The organism is Methylomonas methanica (genome assembly GCF_001644035.1).
Taxonomy (GTDB): Bacteria; Pseudomonadota; Gammaproteobacteria; order Methylococcales; family Methylomonadaceae; genus Methylomonas; species Methylomonas methanica_A.
This window is the reverse complement of sequence record NZ_LUUG01000073.1, coordinates 21,857-41,697: the sequence shown is the minus strand read 5'-3', so window position 1 is coordinate 41,697 and position 19,841 is coordinate 21,857. Positions and strand designations below refer to the sequence as shown.

Genomic DNA, 19,841 nt, shown 5'->3' with positions numbered 1-19,841 from the left:
GGAGGATGCCGCTGGGCGATCTGCCTTCCGAATTGAGTAAACTCATCTTCCATAGTGATGGTGATGTTCTATGCTTTCCGGGAAACTTAACGACAGGACAGGAAATATGCAGTCACATCAATATCAACCACTCCGCTTCACCGGCAATGGCGGAGAGTATTTCCGGATTTGGATCGTAAATCTGTGTCTCAGCATCGTGACTTTTGGCATCTATTCCGGATGGGCCAAGGTGAGGCGTAACCAGTATTTTTACCGTCACACGTATTTAGCCAACGCTAATTTTGATTACCACGGAAATCCTATAGCAATACTAAAAGGTCGAATCTTTGCGTTTGTGCTGTTCGCTGCTTATTCAATTACCATTAGGTCTGATTTAATCGAAGGATTGATCGTTTTGGTGGTGATTATGTTGATAATGCCCTGGCTGCTGGTAAGTTCACTACGCTTCAGATTGCATAACACCAGTTATCGCGGTCTGCGTTTTTCGTTTCACGGCGAAACCGGTGAGGCTTATATATCTATGCTGCTGTGGCCACTGTTTTCGTTTTTTACATTGGGTATGTTGTGGCCTTTTGCTCATCAACGCATAGCTAGTTATATGCGTGAAAACAGTGTTTACGGAAACGTGTTTTTCAAATTCGCCGCTGGTGTCCGCAGATTCTACAAGTTATATGGCGTGGTTTTGCTAATCACCATCGTCAATGTGTTTATAGCGATGACCATTACCCGAGTAATGATCCGTAGCGGTGCATTACATATCGCTGGCGAAAAAGTATATATGGTGAATGTTGCCGTCGGTATCTCTGCGTTATGGGCTTACATTGGCCTACTGTTGGTCGTGGCTCCCTACTTCATCTCTCGAATGCAAAATCTACTCTGGAATCAAACCAAGTTAGGCTCCCATATTTTTACGTCCGAAGCTCGTGCGAGGGAGTTGTTCGTCATTATGTTGGGTAACGTGGTCCTAATTACGCTGACGCTTGGCCTGTTCAAACCGTTTGCTGATATACGTTTGGCGCGTTATCGATTGGAGCGCATCGGCATACTACTGGACGGTGATATTGATCAGTTTACCTCCGGGTTACAAGGCGAAGTCGCCGCCATTGGCGAAGAGGTAGCAGACATGTTCGATGTCGATATTGCCTTGTAAAACGCAACGCGATAAGCCGCACTCATAGGGTGCAATAGGCGCTAGCCGTATTGCACCGAGTGTTGGCCTTCGAATTGGTGCAATACGCTGGCGCTATTGCATCCTATACTATCCGACCGGGTAATATAAAAGCGTAATATTCTGTAACTCTCTACCTTTTACATCTTGCGTCGGATATGGATCACTTATGTCCAACTATCGCCGTTACCGTGTTCCTGGCGGAACTTATTTTTTTACTGTCAATCTGCTGGAACGTCATTCCAACGTCCTGCTGGTTCGGCATATCGATACGCTTCGAGAGGTTGTTAAGCATACCCGTAAACGTTGGCCGTTTCACATCGATGCCTGGGTGGTTTTGCCGAATCATTTGCATTGCGTTTGGACGTTACCTCAAGGCGACGAGGATAACGCTAACCGTTGGCGAGTCATCAAACAAGCATTTTCCAAAGCTTTGCCAGCCACGGAAAAGCGGTCCGCCTCTAGAATTGCCCGAGGCGAACGAGGCATTTGGCAACGTCGATTTTGGGAGCATATGATCACCGATGACGCCGATTATGCGGCCCATATCGATTATTGCCACATTAATCCGCTAAAACATGGTTTGGTTAAACATGTTAACGATTGGCCGTATTCGACATTTCATCATTACGTGGCGCTTGGGCTATATCCACCCGATTGGTCGAGTGCTCCGGTTTTGCTGGATATCGATGAAGAATGGCATTAAGCCCTTAATTAAATAGGGTGCAATAGCGATAGCGTATTGCACCGATTCGAAAGCTAACGCTCGGTGCAATACGGCTATCGCCTATTGCACCCTATGCATTATCAAACGATGAATAAGGCCCGACCGCGATAAATCAAGCAAAATCCCCGTAAAACCCCTAAGATCGAACCATCCCGGTTAACGACTTCCGAACCCCCATGAAAAACCACCACCGATTATTGCTGAGCTTAGTGCTGGGCGCATGTGCCGGGTTGATATGCCACGGCTTTGCCGACAGCGAAGCATTGCAGATGTTTAACCGCTATTTGATGGAACCCATCGGCCAAATCTTCTTGCGGCTGATTTTCATGATCGTGGTGCCGATGGTGATGAGTGGTTTGATGCTGGGGGTGTATCAACTCAGCAATCATCACGGCTTGGCGCGAGTGGCCCAGCGCACCTTGTTTTTTACCGTGCTGGCTAGTTCGGCATCGGTGGCGGTGGGGATTTCGCTGGTCAATCTGGCGCAGCCTGGAGTAGGGCTGGATATTTCGCAGATGTTGGGCGATAACGGCGGTGTGAATAAAATTCAGCAAAATGTCGCTCAAGCCAAGCCGGTGGTGCAATCCTTGTTGGAGATCATTCCCAAAAATCCCTTTGCTAGCGCCACCCAGGCCCTGGAAGGCGAGATGCTGTCTTTGATGTTTTTCTCGTTGGCTTTCGGCGCGGCGCTGGCGGCGACCAATGGCGATAAGCCGTCGCGTTGGGTGGAGTTGTTGGAAGAAACCTATGCTGCCTGCTTGCTGGTGGTGGATACCGCGATGAAACTGGCGCCGATTGCTGTGTTTGCGTTGGTGTTTCAATCGACGTTCAAATTCGGGCATCACATTTTGTTTTCCTTGGGTTTTTACGTGCTGGTGGTGGTGACCGGTCTGCTGCTACAGCAAGTGGTGGTCTACAGCATGCTGCTGCGGTTTTTTACCCGCATCAAGCCGCTGAGTTTTTTTCGCCAGTGCCGGGATGTCTACCTCTACGCCTTTGCTACAGCATCCTCCAACGCCACCTTGCCGCGCTCGCTGGAACTGGCGGAACAGGATTTAAAACTGAGGCCGGAAGTGGCGCGCTTCGTGTTGACGATAGGCTCCACCGCCAACCAGAACGGCACCGCATTGTTCGAAGGCATTACCGTGTTGTTCCTGGCCCAGGTATATGGCGTGGATTTGTCGCTGGCGCAGCAGGTGCAGGTAGTCTTGATGTCTATCCTGGCCGGCATCGGCACCGCCGGCGTGCCGGGCGGTTCGCTGCCGTTGATCATGATTTTGACCCAACAGGTCGGGATTCCGCCCGAAGGCATGGGCTTGATTTTGGGCGTGGATCGCTTCCTGGATATGTGCCGCACCACTTTAAATGTTAGCGGCGATTTGGTCATCGCGGCCTTGGTCGATCAGCGGGAACCGGAAAGCGCGTAGACAGGATTATTACCCGGCCTTTAAACATCGTCGCTCCCGCTAAGGCTGGGCTCAGCGGCTGCACTGGATTCGCGGCGTGGTCTAGCGGCTCCCTCCTTAGCGGGAATGACGAACCGGGAAATTTAAGAGCCGGGTTAATAAGTAATCTTAGAAGCTCCTTTTGCAATTTACGGTGGGGTTTTTGCTTGCTTCATACGTCTTACATCATGACGGCAACGATTGCCGCATGATATTGGACATCCTGGAGCAGCTATGAAAATTCGACCCTTTTGGGTAGTTGTGCATCGTTACGCCGGGCTGGCGATGACGGTGTTTTTGATCATCGTCGGTTTGACCGGCAGCCTGTTGGCGTTTTACAGCGAATTGGAAAAGTTAGTCAGCCCGCAGTTATTCGCGCCTGTATCCGCTTCGGCGCGCTTGAGTCCGCCGTCGCTGAAAGCCAGGGCAGAACTGTTGGTGCCGCAGGGTAATGTCGTGGCAATATGGCTGGAACATGATGCCGCACACATCGATTTAGAGCCGCTTACCAATGCGGCCAACGGTAAGCCTTACGAACTCGGCTTCACCCAGCTGATTCTGAATCCTTACACCGGCGAAGAACTGGGGCGGCGCACCTGGGGGGCGATTTCCGAAGGCTGGATCAACCTGATGCCGTTTGTCTACAAACTGCACTATGCACTGGCGCTGGATGAAATTGGTGGTTGGATTTTGGGCATTACCGCCTTAGTGTGGACGCTGGATTGTTTTGTGGGTTTTTATCTGACGCTGCCGGTAGCGAAAAAAACCAAAATTGTCGCGGTTGACAGCGAATCTCGTTCATTTTGGCAACGTTGGCTGCCGGCCTGGAAAATTAAATGGCGCGGCTCTACTTTTCGGGTGAATTTCGATCTGCATCGGGCCGGCGGCTTGTGGCTGTGGGCCATGTTGTTGGTGTTTGCCTGGTCCAGTGTGTTTATGAATCTGTCCGATACCGTTTACGCGCCGGTAACTCGTGCCGTATTCACCGATTATCACGAACCCTGGGTCGATTTTCCCGATCTGGATAATCCCTTGAAACATCCGCCCATCGCTTGGGCAGATGCTTACCGCATTGCTGCAAACATGATGGAACAGGCGTCCGGTCAACAAGGCTTTGTGATCGAAGCCCAGCAGGGTTTTCGTTACAATCCGGCCAAGGGTTTTTATGTGTATACCGTTCGCAGTAGCTTGGATGTCGAGGACAAGCACGGCAGTACCCGCTTGGTAATCGATGCCGCTACCGGCGCGCAAAAATTGCTGCTATTGCCTACCGGTCAGTATGCCGGCAACACCGTTACCAGTTGGCTGGCAGCCTTGCACATGGCCGATGTGTTCGGCATGCCGTATCGAATTTTCGTCTGCGTACTGGGTTTGGCGATAGTGATGCTATCGGTGACCGGTGTCGTGATCTGGCTGAAAAAACGTCGGGCCAGACTGCACAACGCGGTTTTGCGGGCAGGGATTTAAGACGCAGATTGCAAGGCTTCTTGCTGTTTTTGCTGTAAGAAACTCAGGACGTCTTCGTTGTCGACGCGCTCGTAAATGTCTTCGACAGCGATGCTGATGTCTAAGGATGCAAAACTAATCCGGTCACCCAGGTAAAAATAAAACGACTGCCAGTTGTGCGCTCGGCTAAACAGTTGAATTTCACCTTTATCCTGTTCTATCAATACATATTCTTCCAGGCTTGGGATGTTCTGGCAGCGCAGGCGCTTTAGAGTTTGATCAAATTTGCGGGTGGTTTTTGACAGCACCTCGATGATGATAGTCGGCGCGGTTTTATAGTAAGGGTCCACGCTATCCTCGTTGCAAACCACCATCACATCGGGATAGAAAAAATCGTCGGCCACGCGCAGTTTCATGTCAGCTATTAGCGTTTTACATGGCGTGTCTTTTAGCCGTTGTTTTAGTTCGCAGGCAATATTCCCAGTTATCAAATTATGATCCGAACTGACATACGGCATTCGATGGGGTATTCCGTCCAATAATTGGTGCTTAGTGTCGGCTATTAATTCGCCCCGAAGATATTCTTCCGGGCTAAGGCAATGCTGCTGAAATACCATAACTGAACTCACGTGGAAAGCTGATTGAAAGCCTTGAGCAAAATAGTCGATTGCCAGCATTCCAGTCAAGCATCCGCGCCGCCGACTGGTAATAACGCACTTGCAGCCATTAGCTTGGCCCTGTATCTTTGCGAGAACCCTACTTGTTGTTTGTTGACTCTACATGTCCGAATCCGCTGCTAATAAATTGATCCTGGTCGACGGCTCGTCGTTTCTGTTTCGCGCCTTCCACGCGGTACCACCGTTGACCAATGCCCAGGGCGAGCCGACTAACGCCGTTTACGGTGTGTCCAACATGCTGCGCAAGCTGATCAACGATTACAACACCCCCTATATCACCGTGGTGTTCGATGCGCCGGGCAAGACCTTCAGGCATGATTTATACGATCAATACAAAGCGCATCGGCCGCCGATGCCGGACGATCTGCGGGTACAAATTGCCCCCTTGCACGACTTGATCCGCTCGCTGGGTTTGCCGCTGATTATCGAACACGGCGTAGAAGCCGACGACGTGCTGGGTAGCCTCGCGCAGAACGCCGCGCGGCAAGGTTTTGAGGTGATTATTTCCACCGGCGATAAGGACATGGCGCAGCTGGTGAACGAGCAAATCACCCTGGAAAACACCATGACCAACACCCGCATGGATATTCAGGGCGTGCTGGACAAATTCGGCGTCAAACCGGAGCAAATCATCGATTATCTGGCGCTGATGGGCGATGCGGTGGATAACATCCCCGGCGTGCCGAAAGTGGGTCCTAAGACCGCCGCCAAGTGGTTGCAGGAATACGGCACGCTGGACAATCTGATGGCCCGCGCCGACGAGATCAAGGGCAAGATCGGAGATAACTTGCGCGAGGCCTTGGGGCAGTTACCCTTATCCCGTGAACTGACTAGCATCAAATGCGACGTGGCCTTGCATTACAGCCTGGAGGATTTGAAACGCAAGGAGCCGGACATGGCGGCCCTTAAAAATCAGTTGGGCCATTTGGGTTTTAGCAGTTGGTTGAAAACCTTGAATGGCGACAGTTCAACTCCCTCTCCAGCGGGAGAGGGAGTGGTGACGACTGCACGGATGCAGGAGGTAGGGCAACGCAGGGAGCAGTTGCCGAGGGGAAATGCAAACAACGATTCTTCGGCATCCTCAATCCAGCCTTCTCCCGCTGGAGAGGCGGAGCCGAAGGCTGCGCTAGCTCGGGATTACCAAACCATCCTCACTCAAACCGATTTCGATGCCTGGCTGGAAAAACTCCAGCAAGCCGAGCTGTTTGCCTTCGACACCGAAACCACCAGCCTAAATTACAGCGATGCGCACATCGTCGGGGTGTCGTTTGCAGTCGATGCCGGCCAGGCCGCTTATTTGCCAGTAGCCCACGACTATCCCGATGCGCCAGCTCAGTTGGATCGGCAAACTGTTTTGGATGCTTTGAAACCCCTATTGGAAGACCCGAATAAGCCCAAGCTGGGCCAAAACCTGAAATACGATAGCCATGTTCTGGTCAATCACGGCATCGCGCTGCGCGGCATCCAACACGATACCATGCTGGAATCTTACGTGTTGAACAGCACCGCGACCAAGCACAATATGGACGATCTGGCCAAGCATTACCTGGGCGTGGACACTATTCATTTTGAAGACGTGGCCGGTAAGGGCACCAAGCAGATCGGCTTTGCCGAGGTGGCTATCGAACAAGCTAGCGAATACGCCGCCGAGGATGCCGACATCACCTTGCGCCTGCATCAAACCTTGTCCGCGCAATTGCAGCAGCAGCCCAGTTTGTGGGCTTTGTATAACGAAATTGAAGTGCCGCTGATCAGCGTGCTGGCGCGGATCGAGGAAAACGGCGTACTGATAGACAGCGCGATGCTGGCCCAGCAAAGTCTGGAACTGGCGAACCGGATGATAGGTATTGAGCAGCAAGCGCACGATCTGGCCGGATCGGCGTTCAATCTCGGTTCACCCAAGCAGATTCAGGAAATCTTGTACGACCGCTTGAGCTTGCCGGTGTTGAAGAAAACCCCAAAAGGCCAGCCCTCTACCGACGAATCGGTCTTGCAGGAACTGGCCGTGGATTATGCCTTGCCGAAGTTGATTCTGGATTTTCGCGGCATGAGCAAACTCAAATCCACCTACACCGACAAACTGCCGCAACAGGTTAACGACCGCACAGGCCGAGTGCACACGTCTTATCATCAGGCCGTGGCCGCGACCGGGCGTTTGTCTTCGTCCGATCCCAATCTGCAAAATATCCCGATTCGTAGTGAAGAAGGCCGCAAAATCCGCCAGGCCTTCATCGCCCCGCCCGGCTATAAAATTGTCGCCGCCGATTATTCGCAGATCGAACTACGCATTATGGCTCACCTGTCCGGCGATGCCGGCCTGCTGGCGGCGTTTTCGCAAGGCGTGGACGTGCACAGCGCCACGGCCGCAGAAGTGTTTGAAGTAGAGCTGGAGCAAGTCACTCATGATCTGCGTCGCTCGGCCAAGGCCATCAATTTTGGCTTGATCTACGGCATGTCCGCGTTTGGTTTGGCGCAGCAATTAGGTTTGCCGCGCAATCAGGCCCAGGCGTACATAGATTTATACTTCAGTCGTTACCCCGGCGTGAAACAGTATATGGACAACACCCGCGAACTGGCTAAGCAGCAAGGCTACGTCGAAACCATCTTCGGCCGCCGCTTATATTTGCCGGAAATCAACTCCCGCAACGCCGCGATGCGCCAGTACGCCGAGCGCACCGCTATCAACGCGCCGATGCAAGGTACCGCCGCCGACATCATCAAGCGGGCCATGCTGGCTTGCGACGCCTGGATAGGCGCGGATAACCCGGATGTGAAAATGATCATGCAAGTGCACGACGAATTGGTATTCGAAGTCGCCGAATCGCGCTTGGCGGAACATATGGAAACCATTCGCGGCATTATGTCCGGCGCCGCCGAGCTGCATGTGCCTTTGCTGGTGGAAGTCGGCAGCGGCGAAAACTGGGACGAAGCCCATTGAGTGTTACAGGGGCCGATAAAACATGAAATTCAAATTCTGGGGCGTGCGCGGCTCAATCGCCACGCCGGGGCCCAGCACGGTCAAATATGGCGGCAACACCACTTGTATCGAAGTCACCAGCAGTGCCGGCGATTTAATCATCCTGGATGCCGGCACCGGTATCCACGCGCTGGCTCAGAGCTTGCAAAAACACCCGCTGACCGCGCACATCCTGATTACCCATACCCATTGGGACCATATACAAGGCTTGCCGTTTTTCTTGCCGATGTTCAAGGCCGGCAATATCATCAACATCTACGGCGGCCTGGAGCCTTTGACTCATCAAGGTATCGAACGGGCGATGCATGTGCAATTGCAGCACAGCTATTTTCCGATCAGCGAAGCGCAGTTAAAAGCCGAGGTGCGCTATTTCACATTGAAAGCCAATGCGCCTATTACGGTGGGCAACGTGCGGGTGACACCGACGGTATTGAATCATCCGGTATATAACTTTGGCTATCGCCTCGAGGACGTCGACGGCAGTTCCCTGTTTTTTACCGGCGATTACGAACCGCAACTCAATCCTTATCAGCCGGACCATCCGGGCTACCCGGCCATGCAGGAACTGATCGAGCAAAAACACGAGGAAGTGATTGCGGCGATGGCTGGCGTCGATGCGTTGATTATGGACAGCTCCTACACCGACGCCGAATATGCCAACAGGCATGGTTGGGGTCACGGTACGTATCGTTCGGCGATGAATTTCGCGGCACAGGCGGGCGCAAAGCGGCTGTTTTTGACGCATCATGAGCCGACGCGGAGTGATACTGATTTGGAGGCGGTTTTTGAATCGCTTTTGCCGGCAGACGCGAGTGAGGTTTTGGTTTGTTTGGCTCGGGAGGGGGAGGGGTTTGAGTTGTTGAACTCTGGGGCTTCTGAATAAGTTAGTTCTGACTTTGCGGTAGTGTTTTGTGTCGCTGGCGCGACGGCTGGGTTTGATGTCGGGCCGAGACCCGACATTTAAAAAACCGTCGCGACAGCGACACAAAACCTATCCGGCAATATCACGTCCCCCCGCCACCCTCTGATACCCCCTCTTAATCGCCAACGCCAACTCATGCACCGCCATCGCATAATGCGTACTCTGGTTGTACCGGGTAATCGCGTAAAAGTTAGGGTGTCCCAGTAAGTACTCGTCCTTACTTTGATGCCTGAGCAACAACAGCCGTAACGGATAATCGCAAGCACATGAATCAGCCGGTTCTACACCCGCTTTAACCAAGGTATCCAAAGGATAAGCATGGTCGGCGCCCGGCTCCAAACTGTCGATGCCGCTAAAACTGCCGCGCGTCCGCGAGACAATGGGTTGGCCAGTTTGCCAACCGTGTTGCGCAAAATAGTTAGCGACACTGCCGATGACGTCTTCGGGGTTCCACAGGTCACGGCGGCCGTCGCCGTTAAAGTCCACTGCCCATTGCAAAAAGCTGCTGGGCATAAATTGGCCAAGACCCATCGCCCCGGCGAAGGAGCCGACCGGCTTGCCGGGGTCCAGGCTTTCAGTCCTGCTCATCACCAGAAAGTTTTCCAGCTCGCTGCGGAAATATTCGCCGCGCCGCTGATAGTCAAAACCTAAGGTAGTTAACGCATCGATGATTCTATGATTGCCGACGAAACTACCAAAGGTGGTTTCCACCGCCATGATGCCCAGGATGTATTCGGCCGGCACGCCGTATTGCTGGCTGGCGCGTTGCAGCGTTGCATGATGCTGTTGCCAGAAACTGATACCGGCGTTGATATGTCGGTCGTCCAGAAATTGTGCGCGATAGCGGGTCCAGCCGCCTTTGCTGGGTTTGCCTTTCATGCCCTGATCCGATTTGGCCAGGTAGTCCAGCGTCCACTGCTTGCGTTTGGCTTGCGAGAATAGGCCTTGCAGATACTCGCGGTTAAAACCATGTTTCTGCACCATCTGTTCGATGAACTGGTTCAGGGCCGGATACCTGGCGTAATCGCCGCTGACTGCCGTGGCATGATAGCCGCCGACGCTGGCGAATGGCCGCAAGTCTGGTGTCGCTTGGCGCGACTGGTTGGGCGCGGTTTGTTGGGTGGGTGTGCGAACGCGATTATTTGATTTATCGCCGACCGGCGGCTGCGAGGCGCAGCCCGCCAGCAATGCGATTATGAACCCGGCCCTAATTATCTCTGGTATTCCGTTCGGGCTGAGCCTGTCGAAGCCTGGCCGGGCGGGCCCTTCGACAGGCTCAGGGCGAACGGTATTTAAGGGCCGGGTTAATAACAGTGCCGATCCGGCGTTTTGTAGAGCGACTTTACTAGTACTAAATGTATACAAGCGAGCTATATCCAGGGTTATTTAAAAAGACTGCCCCCCTCGTCGTCGTTTTCGGCCAGGGTCATGCCTGCGGTTTCGAAATTGACGTTCTCGGCGCCCAGTTTAATCATCAGGCGTACCTCATTGCGGGAGTCGGCAGCGTGCAGCGCGTCATCGTAACCAATTTTACCGGCTGTATACAGATCGTAAAGCGCTTGATCGAAAGTCTGCATGCCATGCTCGCGCGAGCTTTTCATTAGTTCTTTTAATTTATGCACTTCACCCTTACGGACCATGTCCGATACCAAAGGCGTATTCAGCAGAATCTCGATAGCCGGGTAGCGACCTTTGCCGTCGGCGCGTTGAATCAATTGCTGAGCGACAATGCCGCGCAGGTTAAGCGACAAGTCCATGAATAATTGCCCATGCATTTCTTCCGGGAAAAAATGCAGAATGCGGTCGATGGCCTGGTTGGCGTTATTGGCGTGCAGGGTGCAGACGCACAAATGGCCGGTTTCGGCGAAGGTGATGGCGTGCTGCATGGTGTCCCGGCTTCTCACCTCGCCAATCAGAATCACATCCGGCGCTTGCCGCAGCGTGTTTTTTAACGCCACTTCAAACGACTCGGTATCCAGGCCCACTTCGCGCTGGGTGATGATGCAGCCTTTGTGCGGATGGATAAACTCGATAGGGTCTTCTATGGAAATGATATGGCCGCTGCTGTTTTCGTTGCGGTGCCGAATCAGCGCTGCCAATGAGGTGGATTTACCGGTACCGGTGGCGCCAACGAACATTACCAGACCGCGTTTGTACATGATCAGTTCTTTCAACACCGGCGGCAGATGTAAGTCTTCGGCGCTGGGGATGGTGGTTTCGATGCGGCGCAACACCATGCCGGCCGAGTCGCGCTGGGTAAAGGCGCTGACCCGGAACCGGCCCAAATCGTGGACGCTCAAGGCAAACTGGCATTCGCGAGTGTTTTCAAATTCGTCGCGTTGGCGTTGCGACATGATGCTAAGGACCAGCATCATGGTCTGTTCGCTATTTAAAATGGTTTTGGACACTTCGACGACTTTGCCGTTGACTTTCATCGACGGTGGCCGGCCGGCGGTGATAAACAAGTCGGACGCTTTCTTTTCAACCATCAGGGCCAATAGGGCTTTAAAGTCCATGACGCCTCCTAAAAATTAACGGAACATGTCTTTGTTGACGGCCTTGACCATTGCGCCTTTTGCGGTGATCAGGCCTTTATCGACCAATTCCTTCAGATTCTGATCCAGGGTTTGCATACCGTCTTTGCGGCCGGTTTGAATGGCCGAATACATCTGCGCCACCTTGGCTTCGCGGATCAGGTTGCGGATGGCCGGGGTGCCGACCATGATTTCGTGCGCAGCAATCCGGCCGCCGCCGACTTTTTTTAATAGGGTTTGCGAAATAACCGCCTGCAAGGATTCGGAGAGCATGGCCCGTATCATGTCTTTTTCCGCAGCGGGGAACACGTCGATAATCCGGTCTATGGTTTTTGCGGCCGAAGTGGTGTGTAAGGTGCCGAATACCAAGTGGCCGGTTTCCGCGGCGGTCAAGGCCAGACGAATGGTTTCCAAGTCCCGCATCTCGCCCACCAGAATAATGTCCGGGTCTTCCCGCAAGGCCGAGCGCAAGGCTTCGTTAAAACCCAGCGTGTCGCGGTGTACTTCGCGTTGGTTGATCAAGCATTTTTGGCTTTCGTGCACGAACTCGATAGGATCTTCGACCGTCAGGATATGCGCGTAGTCGTTGGAGTTAATATGATTCACCATCGCGGCCAGCGTCGTGGATTTACCGGAACCGGTCGGCCCGGTGACCAGAATCAGGCCGCGCGGTTTGGTACACAGTTCCGCAAAAAACTTTGGCGCGTCCAGGTCTTCCAGGGTTAACACCTTAGAGGGAATGGTCCGGAATACCGCGCCGGCGCCCCTATCCTGATTGAAAGCATTCACCCGGAAGCGAGCCACGCCGGGCAGCGCGAAAGAAAAGTCGGTTTCCAGAAATTCTTCGTAATCGCGGCGCTGCTTGTCGTTCATGATGTCGTAAATCAGTGCATGAACTTCCTTGTGGTTTAAGGAGGGGATATTGATGCGGCGGATGTCGCCGTCCACCCGGATCATCGGCGGTAAGCCGGCGGAAAGATGCAAGTCGGAGGCTTTGTTTTTGACGGAAAAGGTCAATAGTTCGGCGATATCCATGATTTATGTCCCAGCAATAAAAGGAATGATCGTCGGCAAGGATAGTACACAATTCAAAACCGGCCGGCTTATTCGTCCATGGCAGCACCCCTTATGCTGGCGAGAGGTATATCGGCCTAGCGGTGCTGGCTTTTTTCGGCGCAGCGAATGCATTGATTGGCGTAGGGTACCGCAGCCAAGCGTTCCTTTTTAATGGGTTCGCCGCAGCTTAGGCAAATGCCGTAGGTACCGGCATCGATACGGGAAATGGCTTGTTTAATTTTTTCGACTTCGTCGCGCGTGGCGTTGCCCAGTGCGTCCAATACCTCGTCGTTTTCGGTTTCGACGGCCTGTTCGGAAAAATCCTGGGCCAGCGGTTTATCGGTGTGTCTGACGTCTTCGGTGATTTTCCCCAGTCTGTCGTCCAGGTCTTCCAACATATTCAACAATTGGTCGCGTACATCTGCATAGTCTTTCATGGCACTCTCCGCAGCAGGGCTGCATGGTTTAATAACCGGCTTCTGCCGGCCGGATAGTCAATCCCTGGTTTATACAATGAAGCCGATAGCAGGTGCAACCAAGCTGATCTATACTCGAGTCATCAACATTTCTTGCCTTTTGCACAATGGACCTTGCTCTTGATCGTTTACTCGCCGCTGCCAATCAAGTCATTCTCGGTAAACAACCACAAATTCGCCTGGCGGTTTGCTGTCTGTTGGCCAGGGGACATTTGCTGATCGAGGACATTCCTGGTGTTGGCAAAACCACTCTCTCTCACACTCTGGCGCGCTTGTTTGGCCTGGAATATCAGCGGATTCAATTCACTAGCGATATTTTACCGGCCGATATCGTCGGCTCCTCGGTATTCGACGCGCATCAGCAGTTATTTAGCTTCCATCCCGGGCCGATTTTCAAACAAATGATCCTGGCCGACGAAATCAACCGGGCCACACCCAAGGCGCAAAGTGCCTTATTGGAAGCGATGGAAGAACGGCAGGTGACCGTCGAAGGCCGCACTTATCCCTTGCCGCAGCCGTTTTTTGTCATCGCTACGCAAAATCCGGCGCATCAAATCGGCACTTTCCCGTTGCCGGAATCGCAAGTAGACCGGTTTTTGATGCGTATCGAGTTAGGTTACCCCAGCCGCCAGGCCGAACGGGAGTTGCTGAGCGGTCAACCACGGCATGTATTGATCGACGAGTTGCCGGTGGCGTTACTGCCCGCGCAATTGGCGGACTTGCAACAGGCCGCGGATCAGGTGTATGTGTCGTCGGCCTTGCTGGATTATCTGCAAGCCATTCTGGCTTTTAGCCGCCAATCCACCGATTTTGCCAGCGGCCTGTCGCCGCGCGCGGGCCTGGGCTTGCTGGCCGCAGCCAAGGCTTGGGCACTAATCGATAAGCGCCAGGCCGTTCTGCCGGAAGACATGCAAGCAGTATTGCCGGCGGTGGCCGGGCATCGTTTAAACGTGGGCGCCAACGATTCAGCGGCCATCGTCGCACCCATTCTCAAGCATGTGCCGGTACTTTGAGCGAAGCGGCCTTACCCTTAAAACAGCGCCTTAAACTGTCGCGTTTTTTTAGCGGTGAGGCGCCGACCGCCGGGCCGATTGTGTTGACGCAGCGGCGGGTGTTTATTTTGCCGACGCAACGCGGGCTGGCTTTTGTGTTGTTGATTTTGTTGCTGGTGCTGATCGGCTTTGTCTACAACAACAATCTGGCTTATTTGCTGGGATTTTTACTGGCCAGCATTTTTTTTGTGACCATCCTGCACAGCTTCAAAGCCTTGGCCGGATTAACCATTCAACCCGCCCGCCCACAAGCGGTGTTTGCCGGCCAAGCAGGCCCGTATAGTTTCCAGATCAGCAATCCGGGTTCGCAGCCGCGTTTTGCTGTCGATCTGACTTTGCAGTCCGAGTTGTCTATCAGCTTAGCCGCCGAGCAAACCCAAATCGTCACACTGTATCAACCCACCCACCAGCGCGGTTGGCAGTTGCCGGGCACGCTGACCGTTTCCAGCACCTACCCCTTGGGTTTATTTCGGGCCTGGGCGCCCTTACGTTTCGATAGTCCTTTGCTGGTTTATCCCAAGCCTGCCAACCAGCAACTGCCGTTTCCGGAAAGCGGCGGCGGTCAGGATAAGCCCGGCCAAAACCGCCGTAGCGGCGACGAGTTTGACGGGGTAAGAGTCTATCAGCGCGGCGACGCGATTCGGCAAATCCATTGGAAAGCCTTCGCCAAAGGCCAGGGTGTGCACAGTAAATACTACAGCGGCGCCAGTTCCAGCGAATTGTGGCTGGATTATCAACAAGCGCCCGGCCATCACTTGGAAGAGCGCCTTAGCCAGTTGTGCCGCTGGTTGGTGGATGCCGAGCAGGCCGGTTTGCGTTACGGCTTGGTGCTGCCAGGCTTGCGTCTGCCGCCGGACAACGGTGCCGCGCATTACCGTAATTGTCTGCAAGCCCTGGCGCTGTTTTGAGCATGCCGTTTCTGCCGTCCACGCGACTGATGCTGTTTATGCTGGGTTCGATAGGGCTGATCACGCTGCCGCATGCCTGGCATATTCCGCCGTTATTGTTCGGATTTTTTACGCTGCTGCTGCTCTGGCGCTTGCTGAGCGTTTGGCAGCCCCGCTATTTACCAAACCGGTTTGGCGTATTTTTATTGATGCTGCTGGGAATAGGTTTGTTATACAGTCAGCAGCACTCCGTATTCGGCCGCGATGCCGGCACCAGTCTGTTCGTCGTGGCGTTGGGCTTGAAGTTGCTGGAAATTCACGGCAGGCGCGACGTGTATGTGATCGTGTATCTGGCTTTCATCGTGGCGGTCACGCAGTTTTTGTACGAAGAAAGCATCTTGATGGCTCTGTATATCCTGCTGGTGTGCGGGGTGCTGCTGGCTACCTTGATTACGCAAAACAGCCAGGCGCCGCAAACCCTGGCAGCCTTAAAAACGTCGGCGGCGATTATTCTGCAAAGCCTGCCGTTGGCCTTGGTGTTGTTTGTATTGTTTCCGCGCCTGGAGGCGCCGCACTGGAGTTGGCTGGACAATGATACTCACGCCAAGAGTGGCCTGAGCAATACCTTGGAACCCGGTTCGATTGCCGAATTAAGTTTGTCGCCGGAACTGGTGTTTCGGGTCAAATTCGCCGGCGACCTGCCGCCGCCGGCCCAGCGCTATTGGCGCGGGCCGGTTTATGCCACTACCGATGGAGTAAGTTGGCGAGCGCCGCCGGTATTGGGCCGGGAGAATAATCCGGATCAACCTGCTTTTACTGGCGTAACTTACGATTACACGCTGATGATGGAGCCGCAAAAACAGAATTGGGTGTTTGCGCTGGAGATGCCCACGCAGTTTGGCGCGGGCTTACGGCGCAACGGTGTATATCAGCTAATCACCAATAAAAATCCCGGTGACCGCGCCGAGTATCAGCTTAGCTCCTCGCCTGTCTATAACACCGGAGGCATCAGCAAAACCGAGCGCAGGGAAAATCTGCAACTACCCGGCAAACCGTCGGAAAAAATCGTGGAGTTGGTTAAGCAGTTACAAGGCAGGCAAGCCGGCCCCGAGTTGTTTATCGGCAATTTGTTGCAACATTTTCGCCAGGAAAACTTTCATTACACCCTTAGTCCAGAGGCGATGCCGGATAAACCGATAGAGACCTTTTTATTCGAGCGCCGCGCCGGGTTTTGCAGCCATTACGCCACGGCCTTTGTGTATTTGTTGCGCGTTGCGGAGATTCCGGCACGGGTGGTGGGCGGTTATCAAGGCGGACAGATTAACGACGTCGGCGGCTTTTTGGAGATCAGGCAGGCTGACGCACATGCTTGGGCGGAAGCTTGGCTGGAAGGGCGCGGCTGGGTTAGATTCGATCCGACCGCCGCCATCGCCCCTGAGCGCATCGAGCGCGGCGTGAACGTGGATTTACAAATTGCCAGCGGCGCGGTTAATTTCAGCCCGATCCAACTCGACGCAAAAACCTTATCCTGGCTGCAACGCGGCCGGCAACTCTGGCAAAGCGTCGATTACAACTGGCAACGCTGGATCATCAATTACGACACGGTTAATCAGAGAGCGTTTTTACAAAGCCTGGGGATAGATAATTTCGTCAAGCTCGGTTATTGGCTGTTGATTAGCGTTGCCGGTGTCGGCGGCGTGTTGGCTTGGCGCTTGTTGCGGCCCAACCTGCGCCGCCAAGACCCGGCTCTGATGTTGTATCGGCAGTTTTGTGCCAAGCTGAGCAAAGCCGGTATTAAAGTTGATGTCGGCGATGGCCCCAAAACCGTCGCCGAGCGCGCCAAAGGGCTGCGCCCGGATTTGGCCGAAGCAATTGAGCGGATTACCGCGATTTATATTCGCTTACGCTACCAATCAGATACCGAAGCCAGCGATTTGCAGGTTCTAAAAAAGTTGGTCGCGAGCTTTCGAGTTTAACTATAATTTTCCCGCTTCAAATTTCGGCAGATGTTCTCTCTCGCCCTCCGGGAGAGGGGTGAGGGAAATAAAAAAGCGAAATTAGAAGTGCGAATTCATTTGACCCTACGGATTAATGTAAATCCGGCACTTCTTCACCCGCCTTTTGCGCGGGTTGTTTGGCTGCGGCGGCGGCTTGTTCCTGTTGTTTTTGCTTATTGCCTTCGCCGAACATCACCGCACCGGCCATAAATATCGCACCGGCAATGGCCATGATGGGCAGGCGACCGGGTTTATCCATCCACAGCAGTATCCACTTGGGTTTGATCAGGCCGACGATCAAGATAATCACCGCCAAAATCATTACGTTAAAACTGTAGTAGATCAAAGTATTCATGAATCGGAACCCTGTTTCCAGCAAGTTAAAGAGACATACATTATTATTAGCCGCGTGACCGTTGGCAATACACAATTCATTTTCACAACTTAGGAGGCGCTATGGGCGGCTTTGGTTTATTCGCAATAATGTTGTTGGTGTTTGCAGTTTTGATGGTGTTCATGAGCGTCAAGTCCGTGCCGCAGGGCATGGAGTACACCGTCGAACGCTTCGGTAAATATACCGCGACTTTGACGCCCGGCTTGAATATCATCATGCCGATCATTGACCGCATCGGTCGCAAGCTTAACATGATGGAACAAGTGCTGGACGTACCGTCGCAGGAAGTCATTACCAAGGACAACGCGATGGTGCGGGTCGATGGTGTGGTGTTTTATCAGATTATGGATGCCGCCAAGGCCGCTTACGAGATTACTTATCTGGACATGGCCATTATCAATCTGGTGATGACCAATATCCGTACCGTAATGGGCTCCATGGACCTGGACGAACTGCTATCGCGCCGCGACGAAATCAACGCCCGCCTGTTGACGGTAGTCGATGAAGCCACCTCACCGTGGGGGCTTAAAGTCACTCGTATCGAAATCAAAGATATTGCCCCACCCAAGGACTTGGTCGATTCCATGGCCAGACAAATGAAAGCCGAGCGGGAAAAACGCGCGCAGATCTTGGAAGCGGAAGGCTTGCGGCAAGCGGAAATTTTGAAAGCCGAAGGTTTGAAACAAGGCGCGATTCTGGATGCCGAAGGCCGTAAAGAAGCCGCGTTCCGCGACGCCGAAGCTCGTGAGCGACTCGCAGAAGCGGAAGCCCGCGCCACGATGATGGTGTCCGAAGCCATCTCCAAAGGCGACGTACAGGCCATCAATTACTTCGTTGCGCAAAAATACATTGAATCCTTGAAAGAAGTCGCTTCGGCCAACAACAGCAAACTGATCTTCATGCCGCTGGAAGCCTCCAGCGTGATCGGCGCGCTGGGCGGCATCGGCGAATTGGCTAAAGAAGCGCTGAATAAAAAGGCTTAATTATGTTGGAGCAAGATATTGTGTTTTGGTATTGGTGGGTGCTGGCGGTGGGCTTTTTAGCCTTGGAAATCGTCGTCACCGGTTTCTTTTTCCTGTGGTTGGCGGTGTCGGCGTTTATTGTCGGCGCTGTGGTGTTGTTAGTGCGGGCCACGCCGTTCAACGTGCAGTTACTGCTGTTTTCCTTGCTGGCGGTGTTGTCGGTGCTGGCCTGGCGTAAATACGCCCGGAATCGGGCGGTGACTGTTACCGATCATCCTTTATTGAATCAGCGCGGGGCGCAGTACATCGGGCGGACTTTTTTTCTGATCGCGCCTATCGAGAATGGTCAGGGCAAGATTAAGGTTGATGATACGTTTTGGAAGGTGCATGGGGAGGATAGTCCGATGGGGGCTAAGGTGAAAGTGGTGGCGGTTAAGGGGACGGTGTTTGAGGTGGAGGTTTGTAGGTGATTGAAAAACACAAAGTTAAATGTTCCTTTGATCAAACGTTATCAACACAACAGATTGGTAAACTTGGCGAACTATTTATTCAATATCGCCTTTTACAGTATGGCATTGAGTCAGCACATCTCACTACTGATGCAGGAATTGATCTTGTTGCTTACTCTAGCCAGGGAAAAAAGGCGTTCACAGTTCAAATAAAAACAAATCTCGCGCCAAAACCTGCAGGAGGCAAAGGAAAGCTTACTCTCGATTGGTGGGTTCCAGTCAATTCACCTGCCGAATATTTTGCCTTCGTTGACATATCGGAAAGCCGCGCATGGATTTTCCATCATGATGAGTTAAAAGATCGCGCTCAACAAACACCCTCCACTGGCAAGTACCATCTTTACATGTATGTTGATTCGAATGTTATGCAACGCCAAAAGACCAAGCCAGCATTAATGCAAGGCTTTGATGGCTTCAAACTTGAAAACCGCATACGAGATTTGTTTTTTGACGTTTCGTAGGGTGGGCACGGTTTTTGTGCCCACGCGGATTTGAAGTATTTCGAAATAATGTGTCGCTGGCGCGACCGCTGGATTTAATGTCGGTTCTCGGGCCGACGGCCGAGATACTTTCTTTTGCTCCGCCAAAAGAAAGTATCCAAAGAAAAGGCGG

18 protein-coding genes are annotated in these 19,841 nt (G+C 53.1%); 12 read left to right on the top strand and 6 right to left on the bottom strand.

What is annotated here, in order from left to right; genetic code table 11:
- Nucleotides 1-70: 70 nt before the first annotated feature.
- The 4 genes from A1332_RS12415 (at nucleotide 71) to A1332_RS12400 (ending at nucleotide 4,807) form a co-directional block, all read left to right on the top strand.
- Nucleotides 71-1,150 carry a YjgN family protein gene (locus A1332_RS12415; protein ID WP_064008805.1) on the top strand — a complete coding sequence of 360 codons (1,080 nt, stop codon included), beginning with the start codon at nucleotides 71-73 and terminating at the stop codon, nucleotides 1,148-1,150.
- 187 nt (nucleotides 1,151-1,337) lie between these two features.
- Nucleotides 1,338-1,874, top strand: a complete 537-nt coding sequence (locus tag A1332_RS12410; protein WP_064008804.1) for an REP-associated tyrosine transposase — start codon at nucleotides 1,338-1,340, stop codon at nucleotides 1,872-1,874.
- Nucleotides 1,875-2,071: 197 nt separating this feature from the next.
- Nucleotides 2,072-3,322 (top strand): dicarboxylate/amino acid:cation symporter, encoded by a 1,251-nt coding sequence (locus A1332_RS12405; RefSeq protein WP_064008803.1) that lies wholly within the window; start codon nucleotides 2,072-2,074, stop codon nucleotides 3,320-3,322.
- A 252-nt stretch (nucleotides 3,323-3,574) separates the two neighbouring features.
- On the top strand, nucleotides 3,575-4,807 hold the full coding sequence (locus A1332_RS12400; RefSeq protein ID WP_064008802.1) for a PepSY-associated TM helix domain-containing protein: 1,233 nt from the start codon (nucleotides 3,575-3,577) through the stop codon (nucleotides 4,805-4,807).
- Here the strand turns inward: A1332_RS12400 and A1332_RS12395 are convergent.
- Nucleotides 4,804-5,403 carry a Uma2 family endonuclease gene (locus tag A1332_RS12395; RefSeq protein WP_064008853.1) on the bottom strand — a complete coding sequence of 200 codons (600 nt, stop codon included), beginning with the start codon at nucleotides 5,401-5,403 and terminating at the stop codon, nucleotides 4,804-4,806. The genes A1332_RS12400 and A1332_RS12395 overlap by 4 nt on opposite strands.
- Before the next feature lie 163 nt (nucleotides 5,404-5,566).
- On the opposite strand from A1332_RS12395, the gene polA reads away from it, so the two are divergent.
- Nucleotides 5,567-8,401, top strand: a complete 2,835-nt coding sequence (gene polA, locus A1332_RS12390; RefSeq protein WP_064008801.1) for a DNA polymerase I — start codon at nucleotides 5,567-5,569, stop codon at nucleotides 8,399-8,401.
- A gap of 22 nt (nucleotides 8,402-8,423) precedes the next feature.
- On the top strand, nucleotides 8,424-9,323 hold the full coding sequence (locus A1332_RS12385) for an MBL fold metallo-hydrolase (RefSeq protein WP_064008800.1): 900 nt from the start codon (nucleotides 8,424-8,426) through the stop codon (nucleotides 9,321-9,323).
- 108 nt (nucleotides 9,324-9,431) lie between these two features.
- On the opposite strand, the gene mltB is transcribed toward A1332_RS12385, so the two are convergent.
- The 4 genes from mltB to A1332_RS12365 all read right to left on the bottom strand — a co-directional run bounded on the left by mltB (nucleotide 9,432) and on the right by A1332_RS12365 (nucleotide 13,389).
- Nucleotides 9,432-10,727: a lytic murein transglycosylase B gene (gene mltB, locus A1332_RS12380; protein ID WP_231890283.1), complete on the bottom strand. Its 1,296-nt coding sequence runs from the start codon at nucleotides 10,725-10,727 to the stop codon at nucleotides 9,432-9,434.
- Nucleotides 10,728-10,744: 17 nt separating this feature from the next.
- Entirely contained in the window at nucleotides 10,745-11,878 is a 1,134-nt protein-coding gene (locus A1332_RS12375; protein WP_064008799.1) for a PilT/PilU family type 4a pilus ATPase, read from the bottom strand.
- A 15-nt stretch (nucleotides 11,879-11,893) separates the two neighbouring features.
- A complete protein-coding gene (locus tag A1332_RS12370; protein WP_020483881.1) occupies nucleotides 11,894-12,931 on the bottom strand; it encodes a type IV pilus twitching motility protein PilT in 1,038 nt (345 codons plus the stop codon).
- A gap of 116 nt (nucleotides 12,932-13,047) precedes the next feature.
- Nucleotides 13,048-13,389 (bottom strand): TraR/DksA family transcriptional regulator, encoded by a 342-nt coding sequence (locus tag A1332_RS12365; protein WP_020483882.1) that lies wholly within the window; start codon nucleotides 13,387-13,389, stop codon nucleotides 13,048-13,050.
- 146 nt (nucleotides 13,390-13,535) lie between these two features.
- Between A1332_RS12365 and A1332_RS12360 the strand changes: the two genes are divergently transcribed.
- From A1332_RS12360 to A1332_RS12350, 3 genes are read left to right on the top strand one after another with little or no spacing between them, the layout of a single operon-like run.
- Nucleotides 13,536-14,441, top strand: a complete 906-nt coding sequence (locus A1332_RS12360; protein ID WP_064008798.1) for an AAA family ATPase — start codon at nucleotides 13,536-13,538, stop codon at nucleotides 14,439-14,441.
- Nucleotides 14,438-15,388, top strand: coding sequence for a DUF58 domain-containing protein (locus tag A1332_RS12355; protein WP_064008797.1), 951 nt, complete (start codon nucleotides 14,438-14,440; stop codon nucleotides 15,386-15,388). The genes A1332_RS12360 and A1332_RS12355 overlap by 4 nt, the downstream gene beginning before the upstream one ends.
- The gene (locus tag A1332_RS12350; RefSeq protein WP_331709875.1) at nucleotides 15,361-17,343 is read left to right on the top strand and encodes a DUF3488 and DUF4129 domain-containing transglutaminase family protein; all 1,983 of its coding nucleotides are present in this window, start codon (nucleotides 15,361-15,363) and stop codon (nucleotides 17,341-17,343) included. Before A1332_RS12355 ends, A1332_RS12350 begins: the two co-directional genes overlap by 28 nt.
- A 112-nt stretch (nucleotides 17,344-17,455) precedes the next feature.
- On the opposite strand, the gene A1332_RS12345 is transcribed toward A1332_RS12350, so the two are convergent.
- The gene (locus tag A1332_RS12345) at nucleotides 17,456-17,719 is read right to left on the bottom strand and encodes a hypothetical protein (RefSeq protein ID WP_064008795.1); all 264 of its coding nucleotides are present in this window, start codon (nucleotides 17,717-17,719) and stop codon (nucleotides 17,456-17,458) included.
- A gap of 101 nt (nucleotides 17,720-17,820) precedes the next feature.
- On the opposite strand from A1332_RS12345, the gene A1332_RS12340 reads away from it, so the two are divergent.
- From A1332_RS12340 to A1332_RS25320, 3 genes are read left to right on the top strand one after another with little or no spacing between them, the layout of a single operon-like run.
- A complete protein-coding gene (locus tag A1332_RS12340) occupies nucleotides 17,821-18,741 on the top strand; it encodes an SPFH domain-containing protein (protein WP_020483887.1) in 921 nt (306 codons plus the stop codon).
- Between the two features lie 2 nt (nucleotides 18,742-18,743).
- Nucleotides 18,744-19,190 (top strand): NfeD family protein, encoded by a 447-nt coding sequence (locus A1332_RS12335; protein ID WP_064008794.1) that lies wholly within the window; start codon nucleotides 18,744-18,746, stop codon nucleotides 19,188-19,190.
- The gene (locus tag A1332_RS25320) at nucleotides 19,187-19,690 is read left to right on the top strand and encodes a hypothetical protein (protein WP_064008793.1); all 504 of its coding nucleotides are present in this window, start codon (nucleotides 19,187-19,189) and stop codon (nucleotides 19,688-19,690) included. The genes A1332_RS12335 and A1332_RS25320 overlap by 4 nt, the downstream gene beginning before the upstream one ends.
- The last annotated feature ends 151 nt before the right edge of the window (nucleotides 19,691-19,841 follow it).